Below are 24,750 nucleotides of genomic sequence, written 5' to 3'. Positions count from 1 at the left end.
GCTCGACAGGTTTAGCTTTCGTGTCATTTGGTGCCTTTCGTGGGCAAAAATCCCCGGTTTGTGACTTTCCTGTATCGCCGGTTCATTTTTCCTTGAACTCCACCTTCTACCCACCACAAACCTCCTCCACGCCACCGAAATGAGTGGGACGTGACGGGGCGAAGCTGGGTCGATTCATTTAAAATCAACAAACAACGCCCCGACCCGAATGGCACTGAGTTAGGCCCGACCGCCCCAACGGGGCACTCTACCCCAGCCTAGGGCAACGCCCTAGGAATCATGAGGTAAAGTGCACAAGCCCTGAAGGGGCGATCTAACCAGGTCTGACGATAATACCCCTTAACCAAGTGCCATTCAGGCCAGACCCATTACGCCTGACCTCCGTTGAAATTCAATAAGTTGAGGCCTGATCTCTTAGGCCTGACCGTTTGAGCGTTGGATGTTCAATGTTGGATGTTGAACGTTGATCCGAATGCCTTTGCGTTAATGTATCCATGTAACGTCCCGACCCCTTTTTTAGTGGCCTGCTCGTAAATTATACCAGAAACCCGAAAATCGTACCATTATGTCGATCAGCGAACTTAAGAAAACTGCCGATAGTCTGAGTGCTAAAGAGCGTCAATGGTTACGTGCTTATCTATTTGTAAATGAAAGGGCTAGTTCCCCGGAATGGAAATCCGAGATCGTAAAAAAACGACGTAAACTGCAGGCAGGAATGGGGGTGACGGCTAATCAATTTAAACGCCGTACAGCAGGCGTTACATCCGTTATTAAATGAGCCTCGAATATCGCTGGATGTTGGATGCTGAGCCTTACGGCTTCCTTCGACGTTTACCGCGAGGACGTCGGGTGGTGATTGAACGTGCATTGGATCGTTTGGGGCATAATCCATTCACGGAGCCATCATTTATCGGCTTTGATGCGGAGGGTGAAGAAGTTTTTCACTTATTCATTTCCAGTCACGTTATCGTATATCATGTAGATCATGCAGTTCGCCGGGTTTTCGTGTTTGAGATTTATAGGGTTCGTTAGACTCTTCCGAGTAATCCGTGTGTTCCGAGGGCAATAATACAGTAGTGCGTAGTGAGTGGTTTGTTTCCGTCATTAGTGCTAATCAGTGCCCATTAGTGGTTAAAATGGATCGAATCCGCCTTTCATTTCGTGGGCAATAGCCAGCTGGGAGCTCTTAGCTCATACGAGAACGTTGAATGTTGAGCGTTTGATCGAGTGTTTTCCTGGTTCATGTATCCATGTAACGTCCCGACCCCTTTTTCTGTTTTGCCATTCGTGTGATTTCGTGGCTTTTCGTGGGCAACAATCAGCTGGGAGCTAAGAGCTCATATGGGAGCGTTGGATATTCAATGTTGGATGTTGAACGTTACGCCGAATGCCTTTCACTTTAATGTATCCATGTAACGTCCCGACCCCTTTTTTAGTCGTCCGTTTGAATTGCTTTCATCAGAATGAAGACCACGCAATACTTTCTCTATACCCGAAACCGGCCAGACCGGATTTTGATCAAGGACGAATGGATACTTCGGGTGATCCAACTTCCCGAGCGGGAACAAATTCAGTCCGATGGTCGCATTCGCCGCTGGGGCAAAATTGCAGAAAATGATTGGCGGGTTTTACGTGTAGTGCTACTTGAAGATGGTGAAACCATCCCTGGAGTTTGGCCTCTGACTAGTTGGCCCGGAGAAGGCCGTAGAGATAAATGGGGCGTCGGGCCCATGGGAAAAAGCGTGGCCATGAACGATGGTGTCGGACCATGAGCACCACCACCAAAGTTCAGCGCATCATCCGCAAAAACAGTGAGCAGTGGTATGTGACATTACCCGCTTCCATCGCCCAGACGATGGGGTTCGCCAAGTCGGAGGCCGTCGAGTGGACCGTCACCGACGCGCATCATTTGGTCCTCTCACGCAGTCTGGTCGCGCCCGTTATGCCGGTCACGCCCGAGCTGGTGGACGTAGGCGTTAAAAAAAAGTCCAGTTGGGTTTATCCGATCGGCTGGGACGACTTATGAAACGGGCTTGTGCTGCGGCTTGCGCCGCCCCCGAGTGCGCCCGGAGACTGCAGGGGCATCTCATGGCGGCACTGGTTTCACCGTGCCGGGGGACTCTTACCAACCTGATTTGTCTGTGCGGGCGTGCCCAGCAGGACTGGACGGCCGACTACCGGTTGTATTCGCGTGACCGGGTGAAGCCGGCGGGGCTTTTCCGCACGGTCCTCCATGAGCTTGAGGTAAACCTGCCGGCGCTTACCCCGTTGGTGGCCGCCATCGATGACACCCTGGTACGCAAAACCGGGGTCAAGATCGACGGCGTCGGCTGGAAACGCGATCCGCTCGGCCCCGCGTTCCAAACCAACCTGGTGCGCGGCCAGCGCTATGTGCAACTCTCTGCGGCCTGGCCTGGTTCCGACGGACACGCCCGGATGATTCCGGTGGATTTCACCCACGCGCCGACGCCGCCAAAGCCGGGTAAAAAAGCCACTACCGACGAGGTTCAGCAGTACACGGAGAAGAAAAAACAGCAGCGGCTTAATGTCGTCGCGCTCGCCCGCATCCAGCAGCTTCGCCAGGCGCTGCCAGACACGCGCAAACTGGTGGTCGCCGGCGATGGCAGTTACACCAATGCGGTCGTACTCAAGGGCCTGCCCGCCAAGACCGTTTATATCGGCCGGATCCGCCGGGACGCCGTGCTCAACGCCCTGCCTGGACCACCCGCGGCCACCGGTCGCCCGCCGGTCTATGGCGCGCCGGTCCAGACCCCGGAAGAGCTGCGCACCGACGACACCGTGGCCTGGCAAAGCGTCGAGGCTTATGCGGCCGGAAAAAAGCACACCTTTAAAATCAAGACCCTCGGGCCGGTGCTGTGGCGTAAAGCCGGGGCGACGCTCCCGTTGCAAGTCATGGTGATCGCCCCGGTGGGCTACCGATTGCGCGCAGGCTCGAAGCTGCTCTATCGCCAGCCTGCCTTCTTGGTTTGCACCGACCCGGATATGCCCGTGGGTGACCAACTCCAGTATTACCTCTGGCGTTGGGGCATCGAGGGAAACTTCCGGGATGAGAAAACCCTGATCGGCACCGGCCAGGCACAACTGCGCACCGCCGCCTCCAACCGCAACCAACCCGCCGCCACCGTCGCCGCCTATGCGCTGTTGTTAATCGCCGCCCTGCTCTTCGGCGATCCTGCGGGGCAAACCCCTGATCCGCCGCCGCATCTTCGCCCGCCCAAATGGCGCACGCACTCTTCGGGCGCCTCGCCTGCGACCAGTTCCACGGGGGACCTCTTGCGCACCCTGCGCAGCGAATGCTGGGCCGACCAGATCGCCCCAGAGAGTTTCTCCGACTTCACGTCGACCGACCCTCCCTCCACGAACTCATCAAAAGCGCCACCCTTCTTGGCTGAAGCACTCTTCCGCGCTGCGTAACCGGGCCTCCGGCCGCTTCGCATCCACCTGCTTTTGGGGCCAAACTCCAGAGATGGTGAAACCATCCACAATGCTTTTTTTGACCGTGGAGCAAATTTATGAAAATCAAATACTTCCCCGATACTGATACTGCCCTCGTCGAGTTTACTAGTTACCCTGTGGCTGAAACCAAAGAGATCAGTGAAGATGTCTTTGTGGACCTCGATGCCTCTGGACGCCTGGTCAGCATGACAATTGAGCATGCCAAGACATCCGCTTCGATTCGGGATTTTAGCTTTGAAGAACTGCTTGCATCCTAACTTGCCTAAGGCGGTCGTTTTATTGTGGCCGCAGAGATTTGCAGTTAAGGCGTAGCGTCTTCTCATTTAGTGCCTTTCGTGGGCAACAATCAGAGGGAGCTAAGAACTCATATGGGAGCCTTGAATGTTGAACGTTGCCGAACTAAAATGAACAATCAGCGGCCCCCCTTATTTTTTTCCGAGGTTCAGTAACGGGACTGAATCTTCTCCGGAATCCGATTCTTCCGTGTGTTCCGTGGGCAAAATTCAGGAGTGGATCGTTATTAGTGATAATCAGTGCCCATTAGTGGTTAAAATGATAGAATTCCGTTTTTCGTGTAATTTCGTGCTTTTCGTGGGCAACAATCAGCTGGGAGCTAAGAGCTCATTTGGAAGCGGTGGATGTTGAATGTTGGATGTTGGAAGTTGGATGTTGAGCGTTTGATCGGGTGTCTTCCTCATTCATGTATCCATGTAACGTCCCGACCCCTTTTTCGATCCTGCGTCGCTTGCTTAAAGCCACCGCCGAACCGCAGACCCGCAAGGACATGGACGTGGAAGATGAAATCGTAACCCACCTCGACAGCCTGGTTCGCAAAATCCAAGAACGCGACGAAGCGCTCCAGCAAAAGGAGTCAGCGCTCCAGCAACAGAACGAAGCGCTCCAGCAAAAGGACTCAGCCCTGCAAAAGGCGCTGGCTTTGCTGATTAGTGCAGGGGTTTCAGAAACAGTAGCCCGCCAGCAACTCGGGCTCAGCTAAAATTTCAACCTGTAGTCTTTGCCGCCTTTGTATCCATGTAACGTCTCGACCCCTTTTTCTGTTTCCGCTTTTCGTGAGTAAAAAGTCAGGGGCTCCTCTTGAACGTTGGATGTTCAATGTTGGATGTTGAACGTTACGCCGAATGCCTTTCACTTCAATGTATCCATGTAACGTCCCGACCCCTTTTCGATCCTCCGAAGGGTATCATCTCTACGTCGAGTTTGGCCTCAACCTAAAGATTGCCGCACCGGAAGACGATGCCTCGGCGATCAAGTATCTACGCATTATTGAGATGTTCGCCGCAATGGCCGAACAAGCCGCCCAGCTCTGCAGCGCACGTATTCTCGAAATTCACTCTGAGCGTATCCACTTCCTCGTTGAGGGACCTGATCATCATGAGGGCATGCGTCGGTTGCTAACGTTAGCGTGAGCCTCCTCGAAAAGGTTTTTGGTTTTTTCTAGTAAAAACAACTTATGTGATTTAAGTTTACTGTAAAAGTGCCGTATTATACTGCATGAAAACAGGAAACAAAATAAGTAGCGGCGTTAAATTATCAAGTAACGAATCGATCGTTTATCCCTCCGGCGACTTCTTTTCAACCCCGGCGCGCAGTGATTTTGGTGATTTTTTATTGGAATTGAAGCGCTTTTGGCGGTCCCACCCCGAAATCCAAGTGGCCATGACCGCCGATCTCGACGCCCACGCCATGGCGGAAAAGCTCGAACGGCGGAAAAACCGTGAGTTCGATCTGGCGCAGACCGAGGCGTTGTTCGCCGTGCCGGCGTCAGGCACGGCGGAAAAAACGCAAGCCGAGTTCCTCGCCGCAGGGCGTCCGCGCACCCCCGCTGTTGTGGTTTTTATCACGGCCATGGCCACCGGTTACCTGGGGTCGCAATACGGTGCCTGCCCCCGGATGGTGCTGCTTGAATCGGCATCGTTGCGCACCTTGCTCGATGATTTGGGGTACACGCTGCCTGCACCTAATACCGTTGGCCCCCTGATAAATCGCCTGAGTGAAAGTACTCTCGCCCTGATCCACCGGGCCCAATTGGCCGGTATTTTGTCCGAAGGGCTCGATTCGTTTACCGATATCACCCTGGACAGCACGGCGATCAAGGCATCCAGTTGCTGGCCAACAGACTCCGGTATCATTTATCGACTCTTTGAGCGAGCCTACCGCTTGGGCGGCAAGCTCGACCAGGTCGGGCTTACCTCGCTGCAGGCTGGCTGCAAAGACCACTGGCTGGAGGAGTTGCGAAAGAGCGCCCGCGCCATCGCCCTGCTGGGTGGTGGTCCCCGCCGAGCCCAAAAACTCCGGCTGCTCTACGACCAGTTTTACCAAATCGCCTGCAAGTTGGGCGGCAGGTTGCTCACCCAAGTAGAAGCCGCAGAGGCCGAAGCAAATGTTAAACTGGCCAAGCTGCGGCCCTCCAAGCGCCGGATCGCGGAAGACCTACTGGACTGCATCCACGGGGACGTGGTCGCGGTGATTACGACGATCCAGCAAAGCATTGCGCGGGTGCATGATGGGGTGAAGACCAGGTCGAGGGAAAGGGTCCTCAGCCTGGCCGATCGCAGTGCTGCTTTTATTGAAAAAGGCGGGCGGGAACCGGTGATTGGCTACAAGCCGCAATTGGCCCGCAGCCGCGGCGGTTTTGTCACCGCGCTGATTCTCGACGCGGGCAACGTGGCTGATTGCAAGCAACTGGTGCCCCTGCTGATCCAGAATATCGCCAACACGGGCCTGGTGCCGGCGAGCGCGAACGTCGACGACGGCTACTCCAGCGCCGAAGGGCTGGCGCAGGCATACGAGCTGAAGGTGGCCAAGGTGAGCATCTCCGGCGCCAAGGGGCGCGCCTTGCTCGGCGAGGAACTGTGGAACCACCAGGATTATATCACGCTTCGCGCCGAGCGCAGCGCGATCGAGTCGCTGATGTTTACGCTCAAGTTCAACCACGGGTTCGGCCGGCCGGGTCGTCGCGGGTTGGCGGCGGTGCGCAGCGAACTGACCCTGAAGATCCTCGCGCACAACTTTGACCGGATGATTTTGGTGCGCGCCAGAAGGTCTCAGGAAAAGCCGCTGCCCTTGGCGGCCTGAGTCGCTTCGCTCGTCGCGGCTAACCCAAATCGGTTCAATTAGTTCGGTGTAAAAGCCCCGGAGCGAACCGCCGTGGACTTCGCCGTTGGAAAAGCGACCTTAGTGATGGGGCCGGGGCTGTTTTTAGGCCGCCGCCCCTTCGTGAACACGTAAATCGAGTCCGTTCAGGGCTGTTTGCGTCCCCAGTGGCCGGCCGGGGCGGGAATACGCCCGTTGCGAAAGGCTTTTCGAGGAGGCTCTAGTTCATATGGGAGCGTTGGATATTCAATGTTGGATGTTGAACGTTGTTCGAATCTCATTGCCTGAATGTTTCCCATAAATAGCCCGATCCGTTATTCCATCAGTCGATAATTAAGGTAAAGGGTAAAACATGACCCCTTCTGCCTCGCCTTTATCTTGCCCAATATTTAACAACTTGACGCATTAGGAACTGAGTCCAACCTTAATTTAACATGGCTACCCTCCTTCCTCTTGATAAGATGACCCGTATTCAAAAGGTTAGAGCAATGAATGAACTCTGGACGGATCTTACCTGCGATTCTGATAGCTTACCCAGTCCAGCATGGCATGCAGTTGAACTCAAAAAAAGAAAAGCCAAAGCAGCCGCAGGTCAGGTGGTGTGGACTGACTGGATTGTCGCTAAAGAGCGCCTGCGCCAAAAACTCAATGCGCATTAATTTAAGTGATGATGCCGAAAGGGATCTTGAACGCGGCTATCTTTTTTATGAAAAACAGAGCGATGGGCTCGGTGATTATTTTTTAGACACTCTTAATTCCGAGATCGATTCTCTGTTATTGTATGCTGGTGTTCATCGCCGGGTTCATGGACTCCATAGATTGTTAGTGAAAAGCTTTCCGTTTGCTGTTTATTATGAAGCAAGTGGTGAACTTGTCTCCGTTTCGGCTGTTTTAGATTGTCGAAGTAACCCACGTAAAATTCGCCCGATATTAAGGAAACGTAAGAAAAAAAATGATTTTTAAGTCTTATGGTTTTGCTGAAGTCGGAGTATCGCCTTCCCCATTCGTGTCATTCCGTGTCTTTCGTGGGCAATAATCAGTTGGGTGCTCTTAGCTCATATAGGAACGTTGGATGTTCAATGTTGGATGTTGAACGTTACGCCGAATGCCTTTGCCTCTAATGTATCCATGTAACGGCCCGACCCCTTTTTTAGGCGGGCCCGACCCCTTTTTCAGATTCGCCTGTCCCACTTTGTATGAACTCACCAACCATTAAGTCCAAGCGCGTTAAGTCCACTACGCCCGCCCGTAAAGCCGGCGCACCTCGATTGGTTAGTAAACAACCGGCATCATCCGGGTTTGCGCCTAAACTCCGTGGTATAATTAAAGCTGATCCCTTACTTTCAACCAAAGAAGGTTTCGGTGAGTAAACCACGTTACATTCTGGATACCGGCCCGTTGATTGCCTACGCGAATAGTCGGGATGTGCACCATGCCTGGGCGTGTGGAGTCTTAGATGCAATTGGAGAAGCTCCCATCGTCCCCGAAATAGTCATAGCGGAAGCCTGCTGGGTGCTGCGTTCATCCAAAGCAACCATCAACGAACTTATGACGTTAACCCAGAGTGGCGCAGTTCGGCTCGTTCCCGTTTTGGGTCCATCCAATCCAAAGATTTTAGAATGGATGATGAAATATTGGCCGCGAATGGATTTGGCCGATGCCTGCGTACTAAGTTTAGCAGAACGAAACCCCTATGCTCGAATTATCACTACCGACTTGAGGGACTTTGGAGTATATCGGATTAATGGTAAACCATTGACTCTTATAGCTCCTCCTTTACCCGTTTGAACCGTGCCGAGCCCTAAGTTCGATTAAACGAGAAGATTCTGCGATTAGTAATGCTCTACACGTTTGGGGCAATGTATCCATGTAACGGCCCAACCCCTTTTTCTGTCACCGCAACCGAAAACCGTGGGAAGTGACGGGGCGAAGCTGGGTCTGCACGTTTAAAATCAACAAACAACGCCCTCTTCCTTGTTCTGTTTCCGACTTCGCGATCCTTCGCGTACTTCGCGGTTAAACAGGCTCGGTTCCGGCTTTTCGTGTCATTTCGTACCTTTCGTGGGCAACAATCAGCTGGGAGCTAAGAGCTATTAGCTAAGAACTCATATGAGAACGTTGGATGTTCAATGTTGGATGTTGAGCGTTTGCTCGGGTGTCTTCCTCATTCATGTATCCATGTAACGTCCCGCCCCCTTTTTTAGTGTCCGATTACTTTATATATCATCCTATTCTTCCGTGTATTCCGTGTGTTCGGTGAGTTAACAGTAGCGAGTAGTGCGTAGTGAGTAGCGGGTAGTCGGATTTATTCCGTTATTAGTGATAATCAGTGCCCATTAGTGGTTAAAATGATCGAATCCGTCTTTCGTGTCATTTCGGGTCTTTCGTGGGCAAAATTCCCTGGTTTGTGACTTTCATGAAACGCCGGTTCATTTTTACTTGAACTACGTGGTTTACCCATCACAACCCACCTCCACACCACCTAAACCCGTGGGAAGTGACGGGGCGAAGCTGGGCCTGCACATTTAAAATCAATAAACAACGCTCGATCACTTATAAATCAGCTATTTGGGATAGCCCCCTTAATTACATGAATACTCTTTTTGATCGAATTACAACCGACCCTGAAATCTGTCATGGGAAACCCTGCATCCGCGGGTTGCGCTATCCCGTTGAAACCGTGCTCGAGTGGTTGGCATCAGGAATGAGCTCGGCCGAAATTCTCGCTGATTATAACGACTTGAATGAAGCTGATATTCATGCGGCATTGGCTTATGCGAGTGCACTCGCACGCACACGCTCAACGATTGCCCTTGCCTCGTGAGATTTTTGATTGATGCGCATCTGCCGCGCCGTTTGGCCTTTGCTTTACGCGCTGAGGCTCATGACGCGGTACACACGCTGGAACTCCCCCATGGCAATGCCACTACAGATGCATTCATTGCAACGTGGGCAGATACCCATGATGCAATTGTAATCTCTAAGGATAGTGATTTTTACCAGGCGCGAGCATTGACCGGAACACCTCGTAAGTTGTGTTTAATTCAAACCGGTAATTGCAGAAATGATGAACTGATTGTGCTCGTCATGTCGAATCTGGCAACGATTACAGATGCTTTTAATCGTTCTGCCTGTGTTGAACTCGGCCGTACCTTGTTGGTCATCCACCCATAAAACCTGCCCGTTTTAGATTTCGTGTTTTTGTGTAGGCAAAATTCAGCGTAGTACGACCTGAACGTTGCTCCAAGAAAAACTGACAAAACACGGCCAGGCCCCTTTGGGATTACCTCCGCTTCCGTGGAGTCCGTGTGTTCCGTGGGCACTAAACAGTAGTGGGTAAGAGCTGGGAGCTAGGAGCTAAGAGCTGGGAGCTAGTGCTTAATTGCGTAGATTAATGATAGTATTTCTGAGTTGGCTTCCCTTGACCTCGCGCTTGCGCCACTTGAACGGCTTGGCATTGGGCAGGTAGGCGGCGACGAAAGCGTCAATGGCCTGACTAAGTTCGGCGACGCTTCTGAAGTTCGCGCCCCGTAGCGCCTTCCTTGTTAGTATGCCGAACCAGATTTCAACTTGATTGAGCCAACTCGCCGAGGTTGGGGTAAAGTGGAAGTGGACATTGGGGTGCCGAGCGAGCCAAGCGTCGCACTTTTTGTGGGTGCAATAATTATCCAAAATCACGTGGAGTTCTCTCTCGGGCGGGTGATCCGCCACCACTTGGTCCATGAACAGCAGGAACTCCTCCCGGCGCTTAAGGGTGGTTTTCTGCGTCTTGATCAAGCCCGTGGCCACATCAAGGGCAGCGAACAAGTTGAGTGTACCGTGGCGCTTGTAGGTGCTTTTGAGTCCCTGGACGATTTTACCATTGTCGGTCTCCACGTAACCGGTGGCGCGCTCTAGGGCTTGGATGCCAGGCTTTTCATCCACACTTATCACCAATGCCTTTTCCGGTGGGCTCAGGTAGAGCCCGACGATATCGGCTGCCTTGGCTGCGAACTGCTTGTCAGTGCTCACGCACCACGAGCGCTGGCGCTGCAGGCAAATGCCCTCCTTGCGCAGCACTCGCCAGACCGCGTGCACCGAGCCGCCGAGCACACGGGCCACCGCTGGACCATCCCAGCGCGCCTGCCCCGGAGGGGGTGGCCCTTCCAATAAAGCCAGCACCCGATCTCGAAAGTCCTCACCGTAGGTGCGCTTCGCGCCCGGCCGTGCCGCATCATCCAGCCCCTTCATGCCAAGCAGCACAAAGCGATCCCTCCACTTTATTACGGTGTTCGGCCTGGTGTTGCAGCGGCGCGCCACCTCTTGCACCTGCTCGCCACTCACGCACCCAAGGATCATCCGGGCGCGCTCAACTCGCTGCCTCGACTCAATCCGGCTGGTTGCCCGTTTTTCTAGGGATTGCTGATCCCCCTCGCTACAAGTGATTCGCACGGCTTTTCGTCCCATCTACAAAGCGGATACAATATCACTTATTATTGCAAGTAAGCACTAGAAGCTGTCAGCTAAGACCGCGTAGCTCATATGAGAACGTTGTATGTTGAACGTTTTTCCGAATGCCATTGCCGTCATTGTATCCATGTAACGTCCCGACCCCTTTTTCTGAAGTCCAGCAAAAGGAGTCAGCGCTCCAGCAACAGAACGAAGCGCTCCAGCAAAAGGACTCAGCCCTGCAAAAGGCGCTGGCTTTGCTGATTAGTGCAGGGGTTTCAGAAACAGTAGCCCGCCAGCAACTCGGGCTCAGCTAAAATTTCAACCTGTAGTCTTTGCCGCCTTTGTATCCATGTAACGTCTCGACCCCTTTTTCTGTTTCCGCTTTTCGTGAGTAAAAAGTCAGGGGCTCCTCTTGAACGTTGGATGTTCAATGTTGGATGTTGAACGTTACGCCGAATGCCTTTCACTTCAATGTATCCATGTAACGTCCCGACCCCTTTTTTAGTGTCCGTAAAGCTCCTCATTATTGGGTTAGTCGCACTAAATAATAGAGTGGGTTAAAATAGTCTACCATCAACCCAGCCAACAAAACAACACCCTGATCCGAATGGCAATAAGTTAGGCCCGACCGCCCCAACGGGGCACTCTACCAAAGCCTAGGGCAACGCCCTAGGAATCATGGGTTAAAGTGAACAAGTCCTGAAGGGGCGATCTAACCAGGTCTGACGATAATACCCCTTAACTAAGTGCCATTCCGGACTGACCCTTTACGCCTGACCTCCGTTGAAATTCAATAAGTTGAGGCCTGACCCCTTAGGCCTGACTTTTTTCAGTGACCTCAGAGCTCATATGTTAGCGGTGGATGTTGAATGTTGGATGTTGAGCGTTTGATCGGGTGTCTTCCTCATTCATGTATCCATGTAACGTCCCGACCCCTTTTTTAGTGTGTTCCTGAAACGCCGGTTCATTTTTCCTTGAACTCAGCCGTTCATCCTCCACAACCCTCCTCCACGCCACCGAAATGAGTGGGACGTGACGGGGCGAAGCTGGGTCGATTCATTTAAAATCAACAAACAACGCCCCGACCCGAATGGCACTGAGTTAGGCCCGACCGCCCCAAAGGGGCACTCTACCACAACCTAGGGCAACGCCCTAGGAATCATGAGGTAAAGTGCACAAGCCCTGAAGGGGCGATCTAACCAGGTCTGACGATAATACCCCTTAACTAAGTGCCATTCCGGACTGACCCTTTACGCCTGACCTCCGTTGAAATTCAATAAGTTGAGGCCTGACCCCTTAGGCCTGACTTTTTTCAGTGACCTCAGAGCTCATATGTTAGCGGTGGATGTTGAATGTTGGATGTTGGATGTTGAGCGTTTGATCGGGTGTCTTCCTCATTCATGTATCCATGTAACGTCCCGACCCCTTTTTTAGTGTGTGTGGGAAGTGACGGGGCGAAGCTGGGTCTGCACGTTTAAGAGCTAAGAGCTAAGAGCTAGGAGCTAAGAGCTAGGAGCTAATAGCTGGGAGCTCATGGCACATCCGAAGTGGCCTGGGCGTCTCGCCCATCGTGTTTGAGCTAAATTGCTAACATCAATTCAAGGAGCGCCTTACCAGCATTCCGCTTAACGGAGTCGGATCAATATCGGATGTTAAGGGGTGGGCATTAAACTAACAAAAAACGGCCAGACCCCTTTGGAATAGACCTAAATAATAGAGTGGGTTAAAATAGTCTACCATCAACCCAGCCAACAAAACAACACCCTGATCCGAATGGCAATAAGTTAGGCCCGACCGCCCCAACGGGGCACTCTACCAAAGCCTAGGGCAACGCCCTAGGAATCATGGGTTAAAGTGAACAAGTCCTGAAGGGGCGATCTAACCAGGTCTGACGATAATACCCCTTAACTAAGTGCCATTCCGGACTGACCCTTTACGCCTGACCTCCGTTGAAATTCAATAAGTTGAGGCCTGACCCCTTAGGCCTGACTTTTTTCAGTGACCTCAGAGCTCATATGTTAGCGGTGGATGTTGAATGTTGGATGTTGGATGTTGAGCGTTTGATCGGGTGTCTTCCTCATTCATGTATCCATGTAACGTCCCGACCCCTTTTTTAGTGTGTTCCTGAAACGCCGGTTCATTTTTCCTTGAACTCAGCCGTTCATCCTCCACAACCCTCCTCCACGCCACCGAAATGAGTGGGACGTGACGGGGCGAAGCTGGGTCGATTCATTTAAAATCAACAAACAACGCCCCGACCCGAATGGCACTGAGTTAGGCCCGACCGCCCCAAAGGGGCACTCTACCACAACCTAGGGCAACGCCCTAGGAATCATGAGGTAAAGTGCACAAGCCCTGAAGGGGCGATCTAACCAAGTCTGACGATAATACCCCTTAACTAAGTGCCATTCCGGACTGACCCTTTACGCCTGACCTCCGTTGAAATTCAATAAGTTGAGGCCTGACCCCTTAGGCCTGACTTTTTTCAGTGACCTCAGAGCTCATATGTTAGCGGTGGATGTTGAATGTTGGATGTTGGATGTTGAGCGTTTGATCGGGTGTCTTCCTCATTCATGTATCCATGTAACGTCCCGACCCCTTTTTTAGTGTGTCATCGGTGGTCAGGTTGTGCGCCCTTCGCCCTCCTGACCACCCCATGTCATCTTAGGCCTGTCCTCCTTAGACCTGAACCCTTTAGCAGTCAGATCCGTTATTCCGTCAGTCGATAATTAAGGTAAAGGGTAAAACATGACCCCTTCTCAATCCCTTCTAAAAATGAAAGCAGTCATCCTCGCCGGCGGTCTCGGTACGCGTATCAGTGAAGAGACCCACCTCAAGCCCAAGCCCATGGTCGAGATCGGCGGGCGACCCATCCTTTGGCATGTTCTCAAATGTTACTCCGCCCATGGCATCAATGATTTCGTGATCTGCGCCGGCTACAAGGGCTATGTCATCAAGGAATACTTCGCTAATTACTTCCTGCACATGTCCGACGTCACCTTTGATATGAAGGATAATCGCATGGAGGTTCACCAGCGCCGCTCCGAGCCTTGGCGCGTCACCATCGTTGACACCGGTGACAGCACCATGACCGGCGGCCGCCTCAAGCGCGTGCGTGAATATCTCGGCAACGAACCCTTTTGTTTCACCTATGGTGACGGGGTGGGGGACGTAAACATCACTGAATCGATTGCCTTCCACCAACGTGAGGGCCGCAAGGCCACCCTCACCGGTGTGCAACCCCCCGGTCGTTTCGGTGCCTTGGATATTGTCGGCAACCAAGTTAAAAGCTTCCAAGAAAAACCCGACGGCGACGGGAGTTGGATCAATGGGGGCTTTTTTGTGCTCGAACCCTCAGTGATCGATCTGGTGATCGATGATAAAACCATCTGGGAACGCCAGCCCCTCGAATCCCTCGCCCAATCCGACCAACTCAGTATTTATAAACACCGCGGTTTCTGGCAGCCGATGGACACCCTGCGCGACAAGCAGCACCTCGAAGAGCTCTGGGCTTCCGGCAAGGCTCCGTGGAAAACCTGGAAGTAACCGGTCCCCATGTCCTTCGCTTCAATTTACCACGGTAAGCGCGTACTGGTCACCGGCCACACCGGGTTCAAAGGCGCCTGGCTAGCCGAGTGGTTACTCTCCCTCGGTGCTGAGGTTACCGGCTTTGCCCTGCCTCCACCCACCACTCCCTCGCTGTTCGACCAGCTCTCCTTAAAAAACCGCCTTCGCCACATCCAGGGCGACATCCGCGACTTGTCCGCCGTACGCACCGCCGTCGCGGCCTGCCAGCCCGACTTCGTGTTCCACCTCGCCGCGCAACCCCTGGTGCGCCTCTCCTATTCTACGCCGGTCGAAACCTACGCGACCAACGTCATGGGCACCGTTAACGTGCTCGAGGCCGTCCGCCTGGCCGCCGATCCCGCCCGTCCCTGTGTCGTCGTGTCCATCACCACCGACAAGTGCTACGAAAACAAAGAGTGGGTCCACAGCTACCGCGAAGAAGACCCCATGGGTGGCTATGACCCCTACAGCTCCTCCAAGGGTGCCGCCGAACTGGTGATCGCCTCCTACCGCCGCTCGTTTTTTTCGGCCCCCGATTCTCCGGTGAAACTCGCCTCGGCCCGCGCCGGCAACGTCATCGGCGGCGGCGATTGGGCCCTCGACCGCATCGTGCCGGATTGCATCCGCGCCCTTGCCAGCGGCGCCATCATTCCCGTCCGCAACAAGGTCGCCACCCGCCCCTGGCAGCACGTCTTGGAGCCGCTCTCCGGTTATCTCTGGCTGGGTGCCTGCCTCCATAGCTCGCAGCTCTCAGCATTCAGCGCCAAACTCCCCAGCGCCTTTAACTTCGGCCCATCCCTCGCCTCCAACCGCACCGTCGCCGAACTGGTGCAAGAAATCCTCAAACACTGGCCCGGACAGTGGTCTGACCAATCCGACCCGCACGCCCTCCACGAGGCCCAGCTGCTCAACCTCGCTACCGACAAGGCCCACCATTTCCTCGGCTGGTCACCCGCTTGGCCCTTTGCCGAAACCATTGCCCAAACCGTGAACTGGTACCGTGAGTCCTCCTCCGCCTCCCTTGATCTTCACGCCCTCACCACGGCCCAGATTGCCGACTACACCGCCACCGCCCACGCGGCCGGAATTCCCTGGGCACGCTGACCGCAATCCAAGCCCCACTCACCAGCCCATTTTATGAGCATCACCGTCATTAAAGAAGGTAACGTCCTACGCATCCTCTCCACCTCCGAGCCGATTCCCGATAACACCCCGCTGGAGTTGTTCACCTGCGGCATCGATCCTTGGCAAGCCGCCCAACTCGAATCGGTCTTCCGCGACGACGAAGACTGGGGGCATTCGCTCGATCACCTCATCGTAAAGGAGTCCAACTAATGGCTCGTGTCCTGCACCCCGGCGAACTGGTCACCCTGCGTTGGCCCTTTACCGACCTCAATCGCGCGAAAAACCGTCCCGCCTTGGTCTTAACCGAGCCGGATTCCCGGGGCGATATCGAGGTCGCCATGATCACCAGCCAACTGGCAGACCCCGCCTCGTTGCTCATTGAGGAAAGCGATTACCTGTCCAGCGACCGCTTGCCTCTGGCCTCAGGGGTGCGCATTGACCGCGTTCTGCTCGTCGCCGCCGATATCGTTCAACGCCTCAGCGTGTCGCTCCGCCCCCAAGTGGTCGCCGCCGTCCGCAAGCGCATCATCCTCAGCGACACCCGCCATTACTCCACCCTCGTCCACACCGGCCAACGACCCGGCGATGACGCCGCCCACGCCCCCTGGGCCCCCGGCCAGACCATCCCCTACGCCGGCCGCGTGTTTAACCAGGATGAAGTCGAGGCCGCCGTCGGCTCCACCCTCGATTTCTGGCTCACCCTCGGGCCCGAGGGCGAAGCCTTTGAACGCGAACTCGCCGCCCTTCTCGGCGTCAAATACAGCCTGTTGGTCAACTCCGGCTCCTCGGCCAACTTGGTCGCTCTGGCCGCCCTCACCACCCACAAGCTCCCCGCCCACAAGCGCATCCAGCCCGGCGACGAGGTCATCACCGTGGCGGCGGGCTTCCCCACCACGGTTTCGCCCATCCTCCAGCTCGGTGCCGTCCCGGTTTTTATCGATAACGACCCGGTCACCGGCAACATCCGCGCCGCACAACTCCAGTCGGCCTACGTCGCGGGCAAAACCAAGGCCGTCATGATCGCCCACGCCCTGGGCAACCCCTTCGACCTCGGAGCCGTGCTGGAATTCTGCAAACAGCACGACCTCTGGTTGATCGAGGACAACTGCGACGCCCTCGGCTGCACCTACTCGCTGCCCGTCGCCCGCGCCAAAGCCCTCGGCCTCGACCACCTGCTCAAACTGGCGGAAGCTAAGAGCTTGGAGCTTGGAGCTGAGAGCTCCCAGCTCAAAATTCCGTTCGTCGCGAACGGGATTTTGACCGCCTACACCGGCTCCTTCGGCGACATCTCCACCCAGTCCTTTTACCCTCCCCACCACCTGACGATGGGCGAGGGTGGGGCGGTGAATATTATCAGCAAACCCCCGCTCAAAACCTATGCGGAAAGTTTCCGCGACTGGGGCCGCGACTGCTGGTGCCCTTCCGGCAAAGACGACACGTGCTGTAAGCGCTTCGGCTGGCAGCTCGGCGAACTCCCCAAGGGCTACGACCACAAGTACATCTACAGCCACCTCGGCTATAACCTAAAACCCCTCGATCCCCAGGCCGCCATCGGTCGCCAGCAGCTCAAAAAGCTGCCCGCCTTCATCGAAGCGCGTAAGCAGAACTGGGAAACCCTGCGCGCCGGCCTGGCCGATCTGGAGGACGTGTTTGACTTCACCCTGCCCACCCACGCCACCCGCTGGCTCCCGCCGAGCGAACGCACGTTCGCAGGAAAGAACTCGGAGCTAATAGCTAATAGCTCCGAGCTCACAGCTCCAAGCTCCCAGCTCCAAGCTCCCGGCTCAGAGCTCCCAGCTCCCAGCTCATTCGCCTGGGATTCTTCCGGTTGCCGCACCGACACCTCTTGGTTCGGTTTCATGCTCCGGGTAAAACCCACCGCACCCTTCAGCCACACCGATTTCGCCCGCCACCTGGACGAGAAAAAAATCGGCAACCGAATGTTTTTTGGCGGCAACCTCCTGCGCCAGCCCGTCTTTGTCCAATTGCGCAAAGACCGCCCGGAAGCACTCCGCGTGGTGTCGGCCGACGGTCGCGCCCTGACGTCCGCCCAGCGTGAACTTGAACTTAAAGCGTCCACCCAACGCGAAGCGGCCTCACCGTTACCCGGTGCCGACGCCATCATGCATGAGGCGATTTTCCTCGGCACCTATCCGGGCCTCACCCCGGCGATGCTCGCCTACGAAATCCAGGTCATCAGCGACTTCGTGACATCCGAAAGATAGGAGCCTACTTATGGGCGATTGAGGGTACAGGCTTCCGGCTGATTTTCGCACATAAATGGTCTTCTGCCATCGGATTAAATCTTCCGACTTTCGGATTATTTCATGCTTATCGGGGCCAAAAAATCTTCGCTTTAGGCACCGCTCTAAATTTCAGTTTAAACAATAACGTAAAGTGAAAATACTACTTACAGGCTACACCGGTTTCATCGGAAGCAAATTGTTGGCTGAGTTATTAATCGCTCATCACCAAGTAGTCTGTCTTGGGCGGCGACCACCTCCGTTAGCCAGGTCATCTCTGTACGAGTACGTCAAATGTGATCTTGCTGACAACAATGGCATGGAGCAGGTGGACTGGGCTGGCCTCGATGTTGTTATTCATTTGGCCTCGGCGGGAGTAAAAGCTGCGCATCGGTTTTGGCCAGAGTGCTTGGCTACAAATATCGTCGGTCAGCAAAACCTTTTGTCTTGGGTTGCCCAATATAAAAACATTAAAAAAATCATTATCGCAGGCACTTTTTACGAAAAAATTGTCTACGAGAATCCGGTTCTCTGGGATAATCCGTATGTTGCAACCAAATGGACCGCATCGGAAAGCTTTAAAGCATGGGCTCAGCATGCCGGATGCATTTCAGTTCTTCTCCACTTTTTCCAAGTCTATGGCCCCGGAGATGAATCGGGTAACGTCTTGAGCTATACTAAAAATTCATTACGCTCTGGGTTGGTTGCCAAACTGGGAGGGGGGAAAAGTCGAAGGGATTGGATTTATTTAGATGATGCCGTGGGAGCCCTCATGGTCGCGCTTACTAACTTATCGGCTGACCCGGGCTTTTCAGCCTACGACGTGGGTTCGGGTGAACTGCATTCGATTCGTGAAACGGTCGAGTTTATGGCAACGCGCATAGGTGCTTCCCCTGATTTGCTTGAATTTGATGCTAAGCGGGATCGGCATGATGCCGGTGTCGAATTAGCCGCGCAACGGTTTTTACCAGGATGGAACCCAGTCTATAATTACAAAGCAGGTTTAACTCAATTTTCTACCACATGAAATTACTGATAACTGGCGGTTGTGGCTTCTTAGGTTCAAACCTAGCAGCATCATATTTGGAGGAAGGCGCAGAAGTCGTCATCATCGACGCCCTCTTGCGCTCGGGCGGCGAGCAGAATCGAGATTGGCTAAAAACTCTGACCAAATCAGAAAATCAGCTTAAGATTTATCACTTTGATTTGGCCGAAAAAGACGCCGTTGAAACGGTGTTTGCGACTCATGCCCCTTTTGACTTTATTTGTCATGTGGGCGGCCAAGTGGCGATGACGACCTCATTGTCGGATCCCCGGCGTGACATGCTCACCAACGTGGTTGGGACCTTTAATGTGTTGGAGGCGATGCGTAAATATTCACCCGATGCGCTTCTGGCTTATTCATCCACCAATAAGGTTTACGGCGACCTCGAACGTTTACGTTACCAAGAATTATCCACTCGGTTTACTTTGCCCGATTACCCGAATGGCCTAGATGAATCACTGACATTAGATTTTGCCAGCCCTTATGGCTGCTCAAAAGGCGCGGCAGACCAGTATGTGCGCGACTGGCATCGCAATTATGGACTAAAGACCGTGGTATTCCGCCATTCTTCAATTTATGGGGGGCGCCAATTCTCCACATTTGATCAAGGTTGGATTGGCTGGTTCTGCGCAAAAGCTTGGGAACAAAAGCTAAACACCCAAGCACCTGCATTTACTATTTCGGGGACGGGTAAACAGGTGCGTGACGTCCTCCATGCCGATGATTTAGTCAGCCTCTATCGCGCAGCATATGAACATAAGAATGAATCGGCCGGGGAAATATTCAATATCGGTGGAGGAATAAACAATAGTTTAAGCTTGCTGGAACTGTTTTCGGTTTTGGAGCAAAAGCTCGGCTTGCAGGTTCCGCTCAATTTCAACCGATTGAGCCGCCGTCAAAGTGACCAAGACTATTTTGTTGCCGATATTAGCAAGGCTGCACGCCTATTAAAATGGCAGCCTGGTGTGACCACAAGTGTGGGCCTTGACCGGATGCTCGCTTGGGTGGGCCGAAATTCTAAATAATGTCCATCGCCTCAAAAGGGACTCCTGCCTGGCAGGTTGCCGCCATGGGGTGGCTCGCACGTTTTGTTTCGCTCTGCACGGGTTTTGGCGTCCTTCGGCTTAATATAAAGGCCCTCGGGCCCGACCGTTTTGCGGCATTGGCCCTACTTTTGGGCATGGGCAGTTGGTTTGCTTTAGCAGATTTAGGTCTTGGAACATGGTTGCAGAATAATATTTCCAAAAGGCGAGCTCAAGGGATTCAAACAGGTGACATTGAACGTGAGACCTTCACGATTATCGCAACCGTGATGTGCCTAGTGGCTTCCGTGGGGTGGTTACTGGCCCCATGGGTTGCCGATTGGTTGTTGGGTGGGTTCGATTTTATTGCCCCTGCTGAGCGCGTCCGGCTATGGCGAATAGCCGTGGTGTTCCAGTTAGGCGGTGCATTGGGGCAAGTTTATACAAAGGTTTTATTTGCGCAAATGCGGGGCGTAGCGGCACATCTCATTGCCATTTCAATTAACTTGATAATGGCTGCGGTTGTGGTGGTCGTTCTTCGGTACCCTCCCGTAGCCCTTTCATCCCTTGTTTTGGCTGCTCTGGTTCCTGCAACCCTAATGGCACTGTTGAATTGGGGACTCTATTTAAATTTCAAATTATCTTGGCCCCGTTTTCATACTTTTCGGTCAAGTTTACATGCTGGATTTTATTTCTTCAGATTTTACTTATTGGGTACCGTGACATTAAACTGTGATTTAATCATTGCCGCACGTTATTTACCACACGCCGAGATGACGAGCTACTCCGTGGCCTTTAGGCTGTTTAATGTGGTGCTCTTACTTTATGGTTCAATTCTAACTGCCATATGGCCGCATTGTTCGGAGGCTTTTGCGTTGAATGACTATAAATCTATAAAAAAATTGCTCAATAAGATGGTCGGAGTCGGGTTGGTGGGAGTCATTTTTTTTACCTTGATTTTAATTTTAGCTAAACCTTATATCTCCCACTTTCTTTCACCTCGTGAGGAGCTTTTATTGCCTCTTTCACTTCTCCTTGCAATGGGAGGCGGGCAGTTGTTACGGGTATGGTGCGATGCCCACGCCGTTGTCTTACAAAGTTGTGATGCCGTGGGCCCCCTTTTTTATTTTAACCTGCTACAGGCCGCAGTAAGTGTTTCAGCACAATTGTTTTTAGTGGATAAGATTGGATTACTTGGCATACCAGTGGGTATTGCATTATCCTTTTTGCTGTCGGTCGGTTGGGGGCTTCCGTTATTGACTCAACGTTTATTGAGACAACCTGCGGTAATTAGCATTTAATTAAATAAACTCAAGAAACATGGAAAATCATCCACTGGTGAGTGTACTCATTCCGGTTTACAACCGCGTCAAACTAGTCGAGGAAGCGATTCGAAGCGCACTGAATCAAACGTACCCGAATATCGAAATAATTGTCAGTGACAATTGCAGTACGGATGGGACTTGGGAGCGACTTCAAGAATTGGCCCGGGAGGATAACCGTTTAATTGTTGTTCGCACCACTCACAACGTGGGCCCCGTGCCCAACTGGCAGCACTGCCTGAATTTCGCCAAAGGTGAATACATTAAGTTTCTCTTTTCGGATGATTGGATGCGCTCTGATTGCTTAGAACTAATGGTGAGTGCCATGAAAATAAATCCGGGAATTAAAATAGTATTTAGTTCCGTGTTGGAATTTAACGGCAAGACTACGTTTCCTTGCGTTGAATTGGCGAAAGGTTCGCAAGCACCTTTAGTGATTAGGCGGACTAAATCTTTGCTTGAAATAATACAATTCAAACTGCCTATTTCGCCCGGAGCCGCTCTGTTTAGGCGGGGTGGGTTATCTATAATATCGGGGTTTGAGGATGAGTACTTGGGTAATCTTGCTAAACGGGGCATTGGGCCTGATTATCTCATGATTTACCAAGCGATCCAAACTGAGGGCTGCATAATTATTCCTGACTTTGTAAATACATTCAGGCGGCATGATGGTTCTCTCAGCGAAGTACACTCCAGTGATTTGTGGTTTGGCTATGTCCGTTTTATTAAATACTCAATAGGTTTAATTAAATACCCTTTTCTTGACGCGGTTTTTATTAGGCTTGTACTTACTTTACGCATTTTATTGTTATGGGTTGCGGTTGTAGTCCGTGGTGTTAAGTCTAAAATTAAAAACTTCTTGAAATTGTGAAAATTGGCATCATCACGCCCAGCTACAACCAGGGCCGTTACCTCGAAGCAACCATCAAGTCGATCATCGAGCAGTCGCGCCCTGTGGATTATTACGCAATTTATGATTCGTGCTCAACAGATGAAACCGCTGAAGTCTTGGCGAAATACAAAAACCATCCCTTGGTGAGTAAAATCGTTATCGAGAAAGATAGAGGGCAGGCGGATGCGCTGAATAGGGGGTTTGCAGAAATGCCTGCCGATATCGACGTTATGGCTTATTTGAACTCGGATGACTTGTTATTGTCGGGTGCACTGAATCAGGTTTTCCAGGCATTTTGTAAAAACCCTGATGTATCAATAATCAGCGGGGAGCGCTACATTATTGGTCGTCGGGGCCGTTTAGTAATGCATCAGCGTATTATTCCAATGGTTGGTAGTGATGCATATTCCGGTATTTCACTTTTCCAGGAAGCGACTTTTTGGAAGTCTAATTTATACCGTAGTGCTGGAGGCTTCATTGATTTGTCGTACCGATTCGCGATGGATTATGATTTATTTCTTAGGATGATGCGAGTTGGGTGGTCTATGCATTATATCAATTCACCACTTGGCGCGTTTCGGGTTCATGAATTGTCTAAAACATCCAGTATGCTTAATAATTTGGGCCTCAAGGAGATTAATGAATTGCGACAAAGGTATGGGTATTCTAAATTGAGTTTTGGGGATTGGGTGGAGGGGGCACGTGGTATTAGGCTAAAGCACTATGGTATTTGGGGTTTGTTTAAGCATAGGCTCCAGGCGTTACTATTACGGTTTTTAGTTTTAAGAGTCTATGCTTAATGGATTGTTTGAATTGACTGTTAGCATAGAGCCTGTCCCGAAAGCATAAAAACCTAGCAGTGAACTATTAGCATAAGTTTAATGATGCCTAAAGAGGGGTAATTCCCTGGTTTTGGTCAAAAAAAAGCCGCTATAATCGGCCATGAAGTCAAAACCCGTATCCGCCACCTCGGCCATTGCCCTGCAACGCTGGTTGCGTCCGGCGCTAACGCCAGTCGGTGCCAATAAAGATTACGCCGAGTTTCGCCAGCAATTGGAAGGACTCGACGCGTTGTTGCGTGGCAGCCACTTGGAGACGATGGCGATGGACTTTGCCAAGGCGGGGGCAGGCCAAGCCAGTGTCGCACAACTACGCCAGCGTATGGAGTTTGCGCTCAAAGCGTTACGCTTTGAAGTGTTGCGGGTGCATTTGGGCAACATATCCTTTCGCGAGCTTTCCCGTAGCATTGCCTCAAGTGATTTACTGGCGGATTTTTGCGGTGTTCGCACGCTTGAGGGAATCAAGGGGGCGTCCAAAAGTGTGCTGGAGCGGGCCTCGAAGTTTTTCACCGCCGAACAGGTGCGCTGGATGGGGCAAGTGTTGGTGGAGATGTGCGGCGAGAAGGATCGCGCCACTGAACTCGGGTTGAGCGCGCCGCTGGACATGGATGTTTGCCTCATCGACGGCACGTGCTTGGAGACCAACATCCACTTCCCGGTGGACTGGGTGCTGTTGCGTGATGTGTCCAAGACTTTGCTCAAGGCCATGATTTTAATCCGCCGCGCTGGACTGCTCCACCGTATGCCTGAAGAGCCGGAGTGCTTTGCCAAGCAGATGAACAAGTTGTGCATGTCAATGACCCACGCAGGCCGCCGCAACGACGCCAAGCGCGCGCGTAAACAGATCCTGCGCAAGATGAAGACGCTGTTACGCACGATCGGAGAACATGCCCGCCGCCACCGCGACCTGTTGGCGCAGAAGTATAGCCAAACCCATTACAGCCAACGCCAAACCAAGCGGATAACCACCCGCATCGACGCTATGCTCGGCCAACTGCCCGCCGTCATCAAGCAGGCCCACGAGCGCATCATCGGCGGACGCCCGGTGCCCAACGACCAAAAGATCCTCAGCGTGCATGAACTTGATGTGAACGTACTGGTTCGCGGCAAAGCAGGGAGCCAAGTCGAGTTTGGCAACTCGTTGCTGTTGAGCGAGGCGCTCTCCGGTTTAATCACCGACTGGCAACTCTACCAGGGCGCGGCTCCGGCAGAATGGTGCCAACTCGAGGAAAGCCTGGCGCGGCAGAACCGCTTTGACCTGAGTGCGCCGATTAGCGCGGTCGGCACCGACCGCGGCTTCGCCACCAAAAAAACTTCCGCAATGCTCAAGCAACAAGACGTTTACGATGCGGTATGCCCGCGTGATCCGCACGCGCTCAAGGAGCGTTTGAGCGAAAAACGCTTCGCCCAATTGCAGCGGCGCCGTTCGGCGACCGAAGCGCGCATTGCGATCCTCAAACAACGCCTCGGCGGACGCTTGCGCTGTAAAGGGTTTGCCAACCGCTACCGTTCGGTGGGTTGGAGTGTACTCGGTCACAACCTCTGGCTGGTGTCACGAATCCTTGCCGAGGAAATAACACTTCCGCTGGCCGCTTAATTCAATTTTCCGGCAAAAATGTGAATAACCCTGGGGCTCGCCCCGGCTTTGCCGTACCTTACTACCGCGCTTGGGG

General features: G+C 52.9%; 24 protein-coding genes and 1 pseudogene. 24 read left to right on the top strand and 1 reads right to left on the bottom strand.

The window, feature by feature from the left end; translation table 11 throughout:
* Window positions 1-565 precede the first annotated feature (565 nt).
* The 14 genes and pseudogenes from H2170_12060 to H2170_11995 all read left to right on the top strand — a co-directional run bounded on the left by H2170_12060 (window position 566) and on the right by H2170_11995 (window position 9,765).
* Window positions 566-778: a hypothetical protein gene (locus H2170_12060; protein MCS6300810.1), complete on the top strand. Its 213-nt coding sequence runs from the start codon at window positions 566-568 to the stop codon at window positions 776-778.
* Window positions 775-1,032 (top strand): hypothetical protein, encoded by a 258-nt coding sequence (locus H2170_12055; GenBank protein ID MCS6300809.1) that lies wholly within the window; start codon window positions 775-777, stop codon window positions 1,030-1,032. The genes H2170_12060 and H2170_12055 overlap by 4 nt, the downstream gene beginning before the upstream one ends.
* Before the next feature lie 431 nt (window positions 1,033-1,463).
* A pseudogene (locus H2170_12050) lies at window positions 1,464-1,664 on the top strand (hypothetical protein).
* Window positions 1,665-1,768: 104 nt separating this feature from the next.
* On the top strand, window positions 1,769-2,026 hold the full coding sequence (locus H2170_12045) for a hypothetical protein (GenBank protein ID MCS6300808.1): 258 nt from the start codon (window positions 1,769-1,771) through the stop codon (window positions 2,024-2,026).
* 62 nt (window positions 2,027-2,088) lie between these two features.
* On the top strand, window positions 2,089-3,435 hold the full coding sequence (locus H2170_12040) for a transposase (protein ID MCS6300807.1): 1,347 nt from the start codon (window positions 2,089-2,091) through the stop codon (window positions 3,433-3,435).
* A 98-nt stretch (window positions 3,436-3,533) separates the two neighbouring features.
* Window positions 3,534-3,734 carry a DUF2283 domain-containing protein gene (locus H2170_12035; protein ID MCS6300806.1) on the top strand — a complete coding sequence of 67 codons (201 nt, stop codon included), beginning with the start codon at window positions 3,534-3,536 and terminating at the stop codon, window positions 3,732-3,734.
* Window positions 3,735-4,177: 443 nt separating this feature from the next.
* Window positions 4,178-4,474 carry a hypothetical protein gene (locus H2170_12030; protein ID MCS6300805.1) on the top strand — a complete coding sequence of 99 codons (297 nt, stop codon included), beginning with the start codon at window positions 4,178-4,180 and terminating at the stop codon, window positions 4,472-4,474.
* 157 nt (window positions 4,475-4,631) lie between these two features.
* A complete protein-coding gene (locus H2170_12025; GenBank protein ID MCS6300804.1) occupies window positions 4,632-4,904 on the top strand; it encodes a hypothetical protein in 273 nt (90 codons plus the stop codon).
* An 85-nt stretch (window positions 4,905-4,989) separates the two neighbouring features.
* Window positions 4,990-6,573 carry a transposase gene (locus tag H2170_12020; GenBank protein MCS6300803.1) on the top strand — a complete coding sequence of 528 codons (1,584 nt, stop codon included), beginning with the start codon at window positions 4,990-4,992 and terminating at the stop codon, window positions 6,571-6,573.
* Window positions 6,574-7,025: 452 nt separating this feature from the next.
* Window positions 7,026-7,250, top strand: coding sequence for an addiction module protein (locus H2170_12015; protein MCS6300802.1), 225 nt, complete (start codon window positions 7,026-7,028; stop codon window positions 7,248-7,250).
* A complete protein-coding gene (locus H2170_12010) occupies window positions 7,240-7,554 on the top strand; it encodes a type II toxin-antitoxin system RelE/ParE family toxin (protein MCS6300801.1) in 315 nt (104 codons plus the stop codon). Before H2170_12015 ends, H2170_12010 begins: the two co-directional genes overlap by 11 nt.
* Before the next feature lie 399 nt (window positions 7,555-7,953).
* Window positions 7,954-8,379, top strand: coding sequence for a PIN domain-containing protein (locus H2170_12005; GenBank protein ID MCS6300800.1), 426 nt, complete (start codon window positions 7,954-7,956; stop codon window positions 8,377-8,379).
* Between the two features lie 802 nt (window positions 8,380-9,181).
* Window positions 9,182-9,415, top strand: a complete 234-nt coding sequence (locus tag H2170_12000; GenBank protein ID MCS6300799.1) for a DUF433 domain-containing protein — start codon at window positions 9,182-9,184, stop codon at window positions 9,413-9,415.
* Window positions 9,412-9,765 carry a DUF5615 family PIN-like protein gene (locus tag H2170_11995; protein MCS6300798.1) on the top strand — a complete coding sequence of 118 codons (354 nt, stop codon included), beginning with the start codon at window positions 9,412-9,414 and terminating at the stop codon, window positions 9,763-9,765. Before H2170_12000 ends, H2170_11995 begins: the two co-directional genes overlap by 4 nt.
* A 204-nt stretch (window positions 9,766-9,969) precedes the next feature.
* Here the strand turns inward: H2170_11995 and H2170_11990 are convergent, their stop codons facing one another.
* Window positions 9,970-11,037, bottom strand: coding sequence for an IS630 family transposase (locus tag H2170_11990; protein ID MCS6300797.1), 1,068 nt, complete (start codon window positions 11,035-11,037; stop codon window positions 9,970-9,972).
* A 2,760-nt stretch (window positions 11,038-13,797) separates the two neighbouring features.
* Between H2170_11990 and rfbF the strand changes: the two genes are divergently transcribed.
* The 10 genes from rfbF (at window position 13,798) to H2170_11940 (ending at window position 24,674) form a co-directional block, all read left to right on the top strand.
* Entirely contained in the window at window positions 13,798-14,568 is a 771-nt protein-coding gene (rfbF, locus tag H2170_11985; protein MCS6300796.1) for a glucose-1-phosphate cytidylyltransferase, read from the top strand.
* Window positions 14,569-14,577: 9 nt separating this feature from the next.
* Entirely contained in the window at window positions 14,578-15,693 is a 1,116-nt protein-coding gene (gene rfbG, locus H2170_11980; protein MCS6300795.1) for a CDP-glucose 4,6-dehydratase, read from the top strand.
* 33 nt (window positions 15,694-15,726) lie between these two features.
* Window positions 15,727-15,924, top strand: a complete 198-nt coding sequence (locus H2170_11975; GenBank protein MCS6300794.1) for a hypothetical protein — start codon at window positions 15,727-15,729, stop codon at window positions 15,922-15,924.
* A gap of 128 nt (window positions 15,925-16,052) precedes the next feature.
* A complete protein-coding gene (gene rfbH / locus H2170_11970) occupies window positions 16,053-17,939 on the top strand; it encodes a lipopolysaccharide biosynthesis protein RfbH (protein MCS6300793.1) in 1,887 nt (628 codons plus the stop codon).
* Between the two features lie 172 nt (window positions 17,940-18,111).
* Window positions 18,112-18,984, top strand: coding sequence for an NAD(P)-dependent oxidoreductase (locus H2170_11965; GenBank protein MCS6300792.1), 873 nt, complete (start codon window positions 18,112-18,114; stop codon window positions 18,982-18,984).
* Window positions 18,981-20,027, top strand: coding sequence for an SDR family NAD(P)-dependent oxidoreductase (locus H2170_11960; GenBank protein MCS6300791.1), 1,047 nt, complete (start codon window positions 18,981-18,983; stop codon window positions 20,025-20,027). The genes H2170_11965 and H2170_11960 overlap by 4 nt, the downstream gene beginning before the upstream one ends.
* The gene (locus H2170_11955) at window positions 20,027-21,325 is read left to right on the top strand and encodes an MATE family efflux transporter (GenBank protein MCS6300790.1); all 1,299 of its coding nucleotides are present in this window, start codon (window positions 20,027-20,029) and stop codon (window positions 21,323-21,325) included. Before H2170_11960 ends, H2170_11955 begins: the two co-directional genes overlap by 1 nt.
* 19 nt (window positions 21,326-21,344) lie before the next feature.
* Complete coding sequence (locus H2170_11950; protein MCS6300789.1) at window positions 21,345-22,217, top strand: glycosyltransferase family 2 protein; 873 nt, start codon at window positions 21,345-21,347, stop codon at window positions 22,215-22,217.
* On the top strand, window positions 22,214-23,038 hold the full coding sequence (locus tag H2170_11945; protein ID MCS6300788.1) for a glycosyltransferase: 825 nt from the start codon (window positions 22,214-22,216) through the stop codon (window positions 23,036-23,038). The genes H2170_11950 and H2170_11945 overlap by 4 nt, the downstream gene beginning before the upstream one ends.
* 142 nt (window positions 23,039-23,180) lie before the next feature.
* On the top strand, window positions 23,181-24,674 hold the full coding sequence (locus H2170_11940) for a hypothetical protein (protein MCS6300787.1): 1,494 nt from the start codon (window positions 23,181-23,183) through the stop codon (window positions 24,672-24,674).
* The last annotated feature ends 76 nt before the right edge of the window (window positions 24,675-24,750 follow it).

It is taken from the genome of Opitutus sp., from assembly GCA_024998815.1.
Lineage (GTDB): Bacteria > Verrucomicrobiota > Verrucomicrobiia > Opitutales > Opitutaceae > Rariglobus.
The sequence above is the reverse complement of the archived record's forward strand: the minus strand, read 5'-3'. Positions and strand labels throughout refer to the sequence as shown.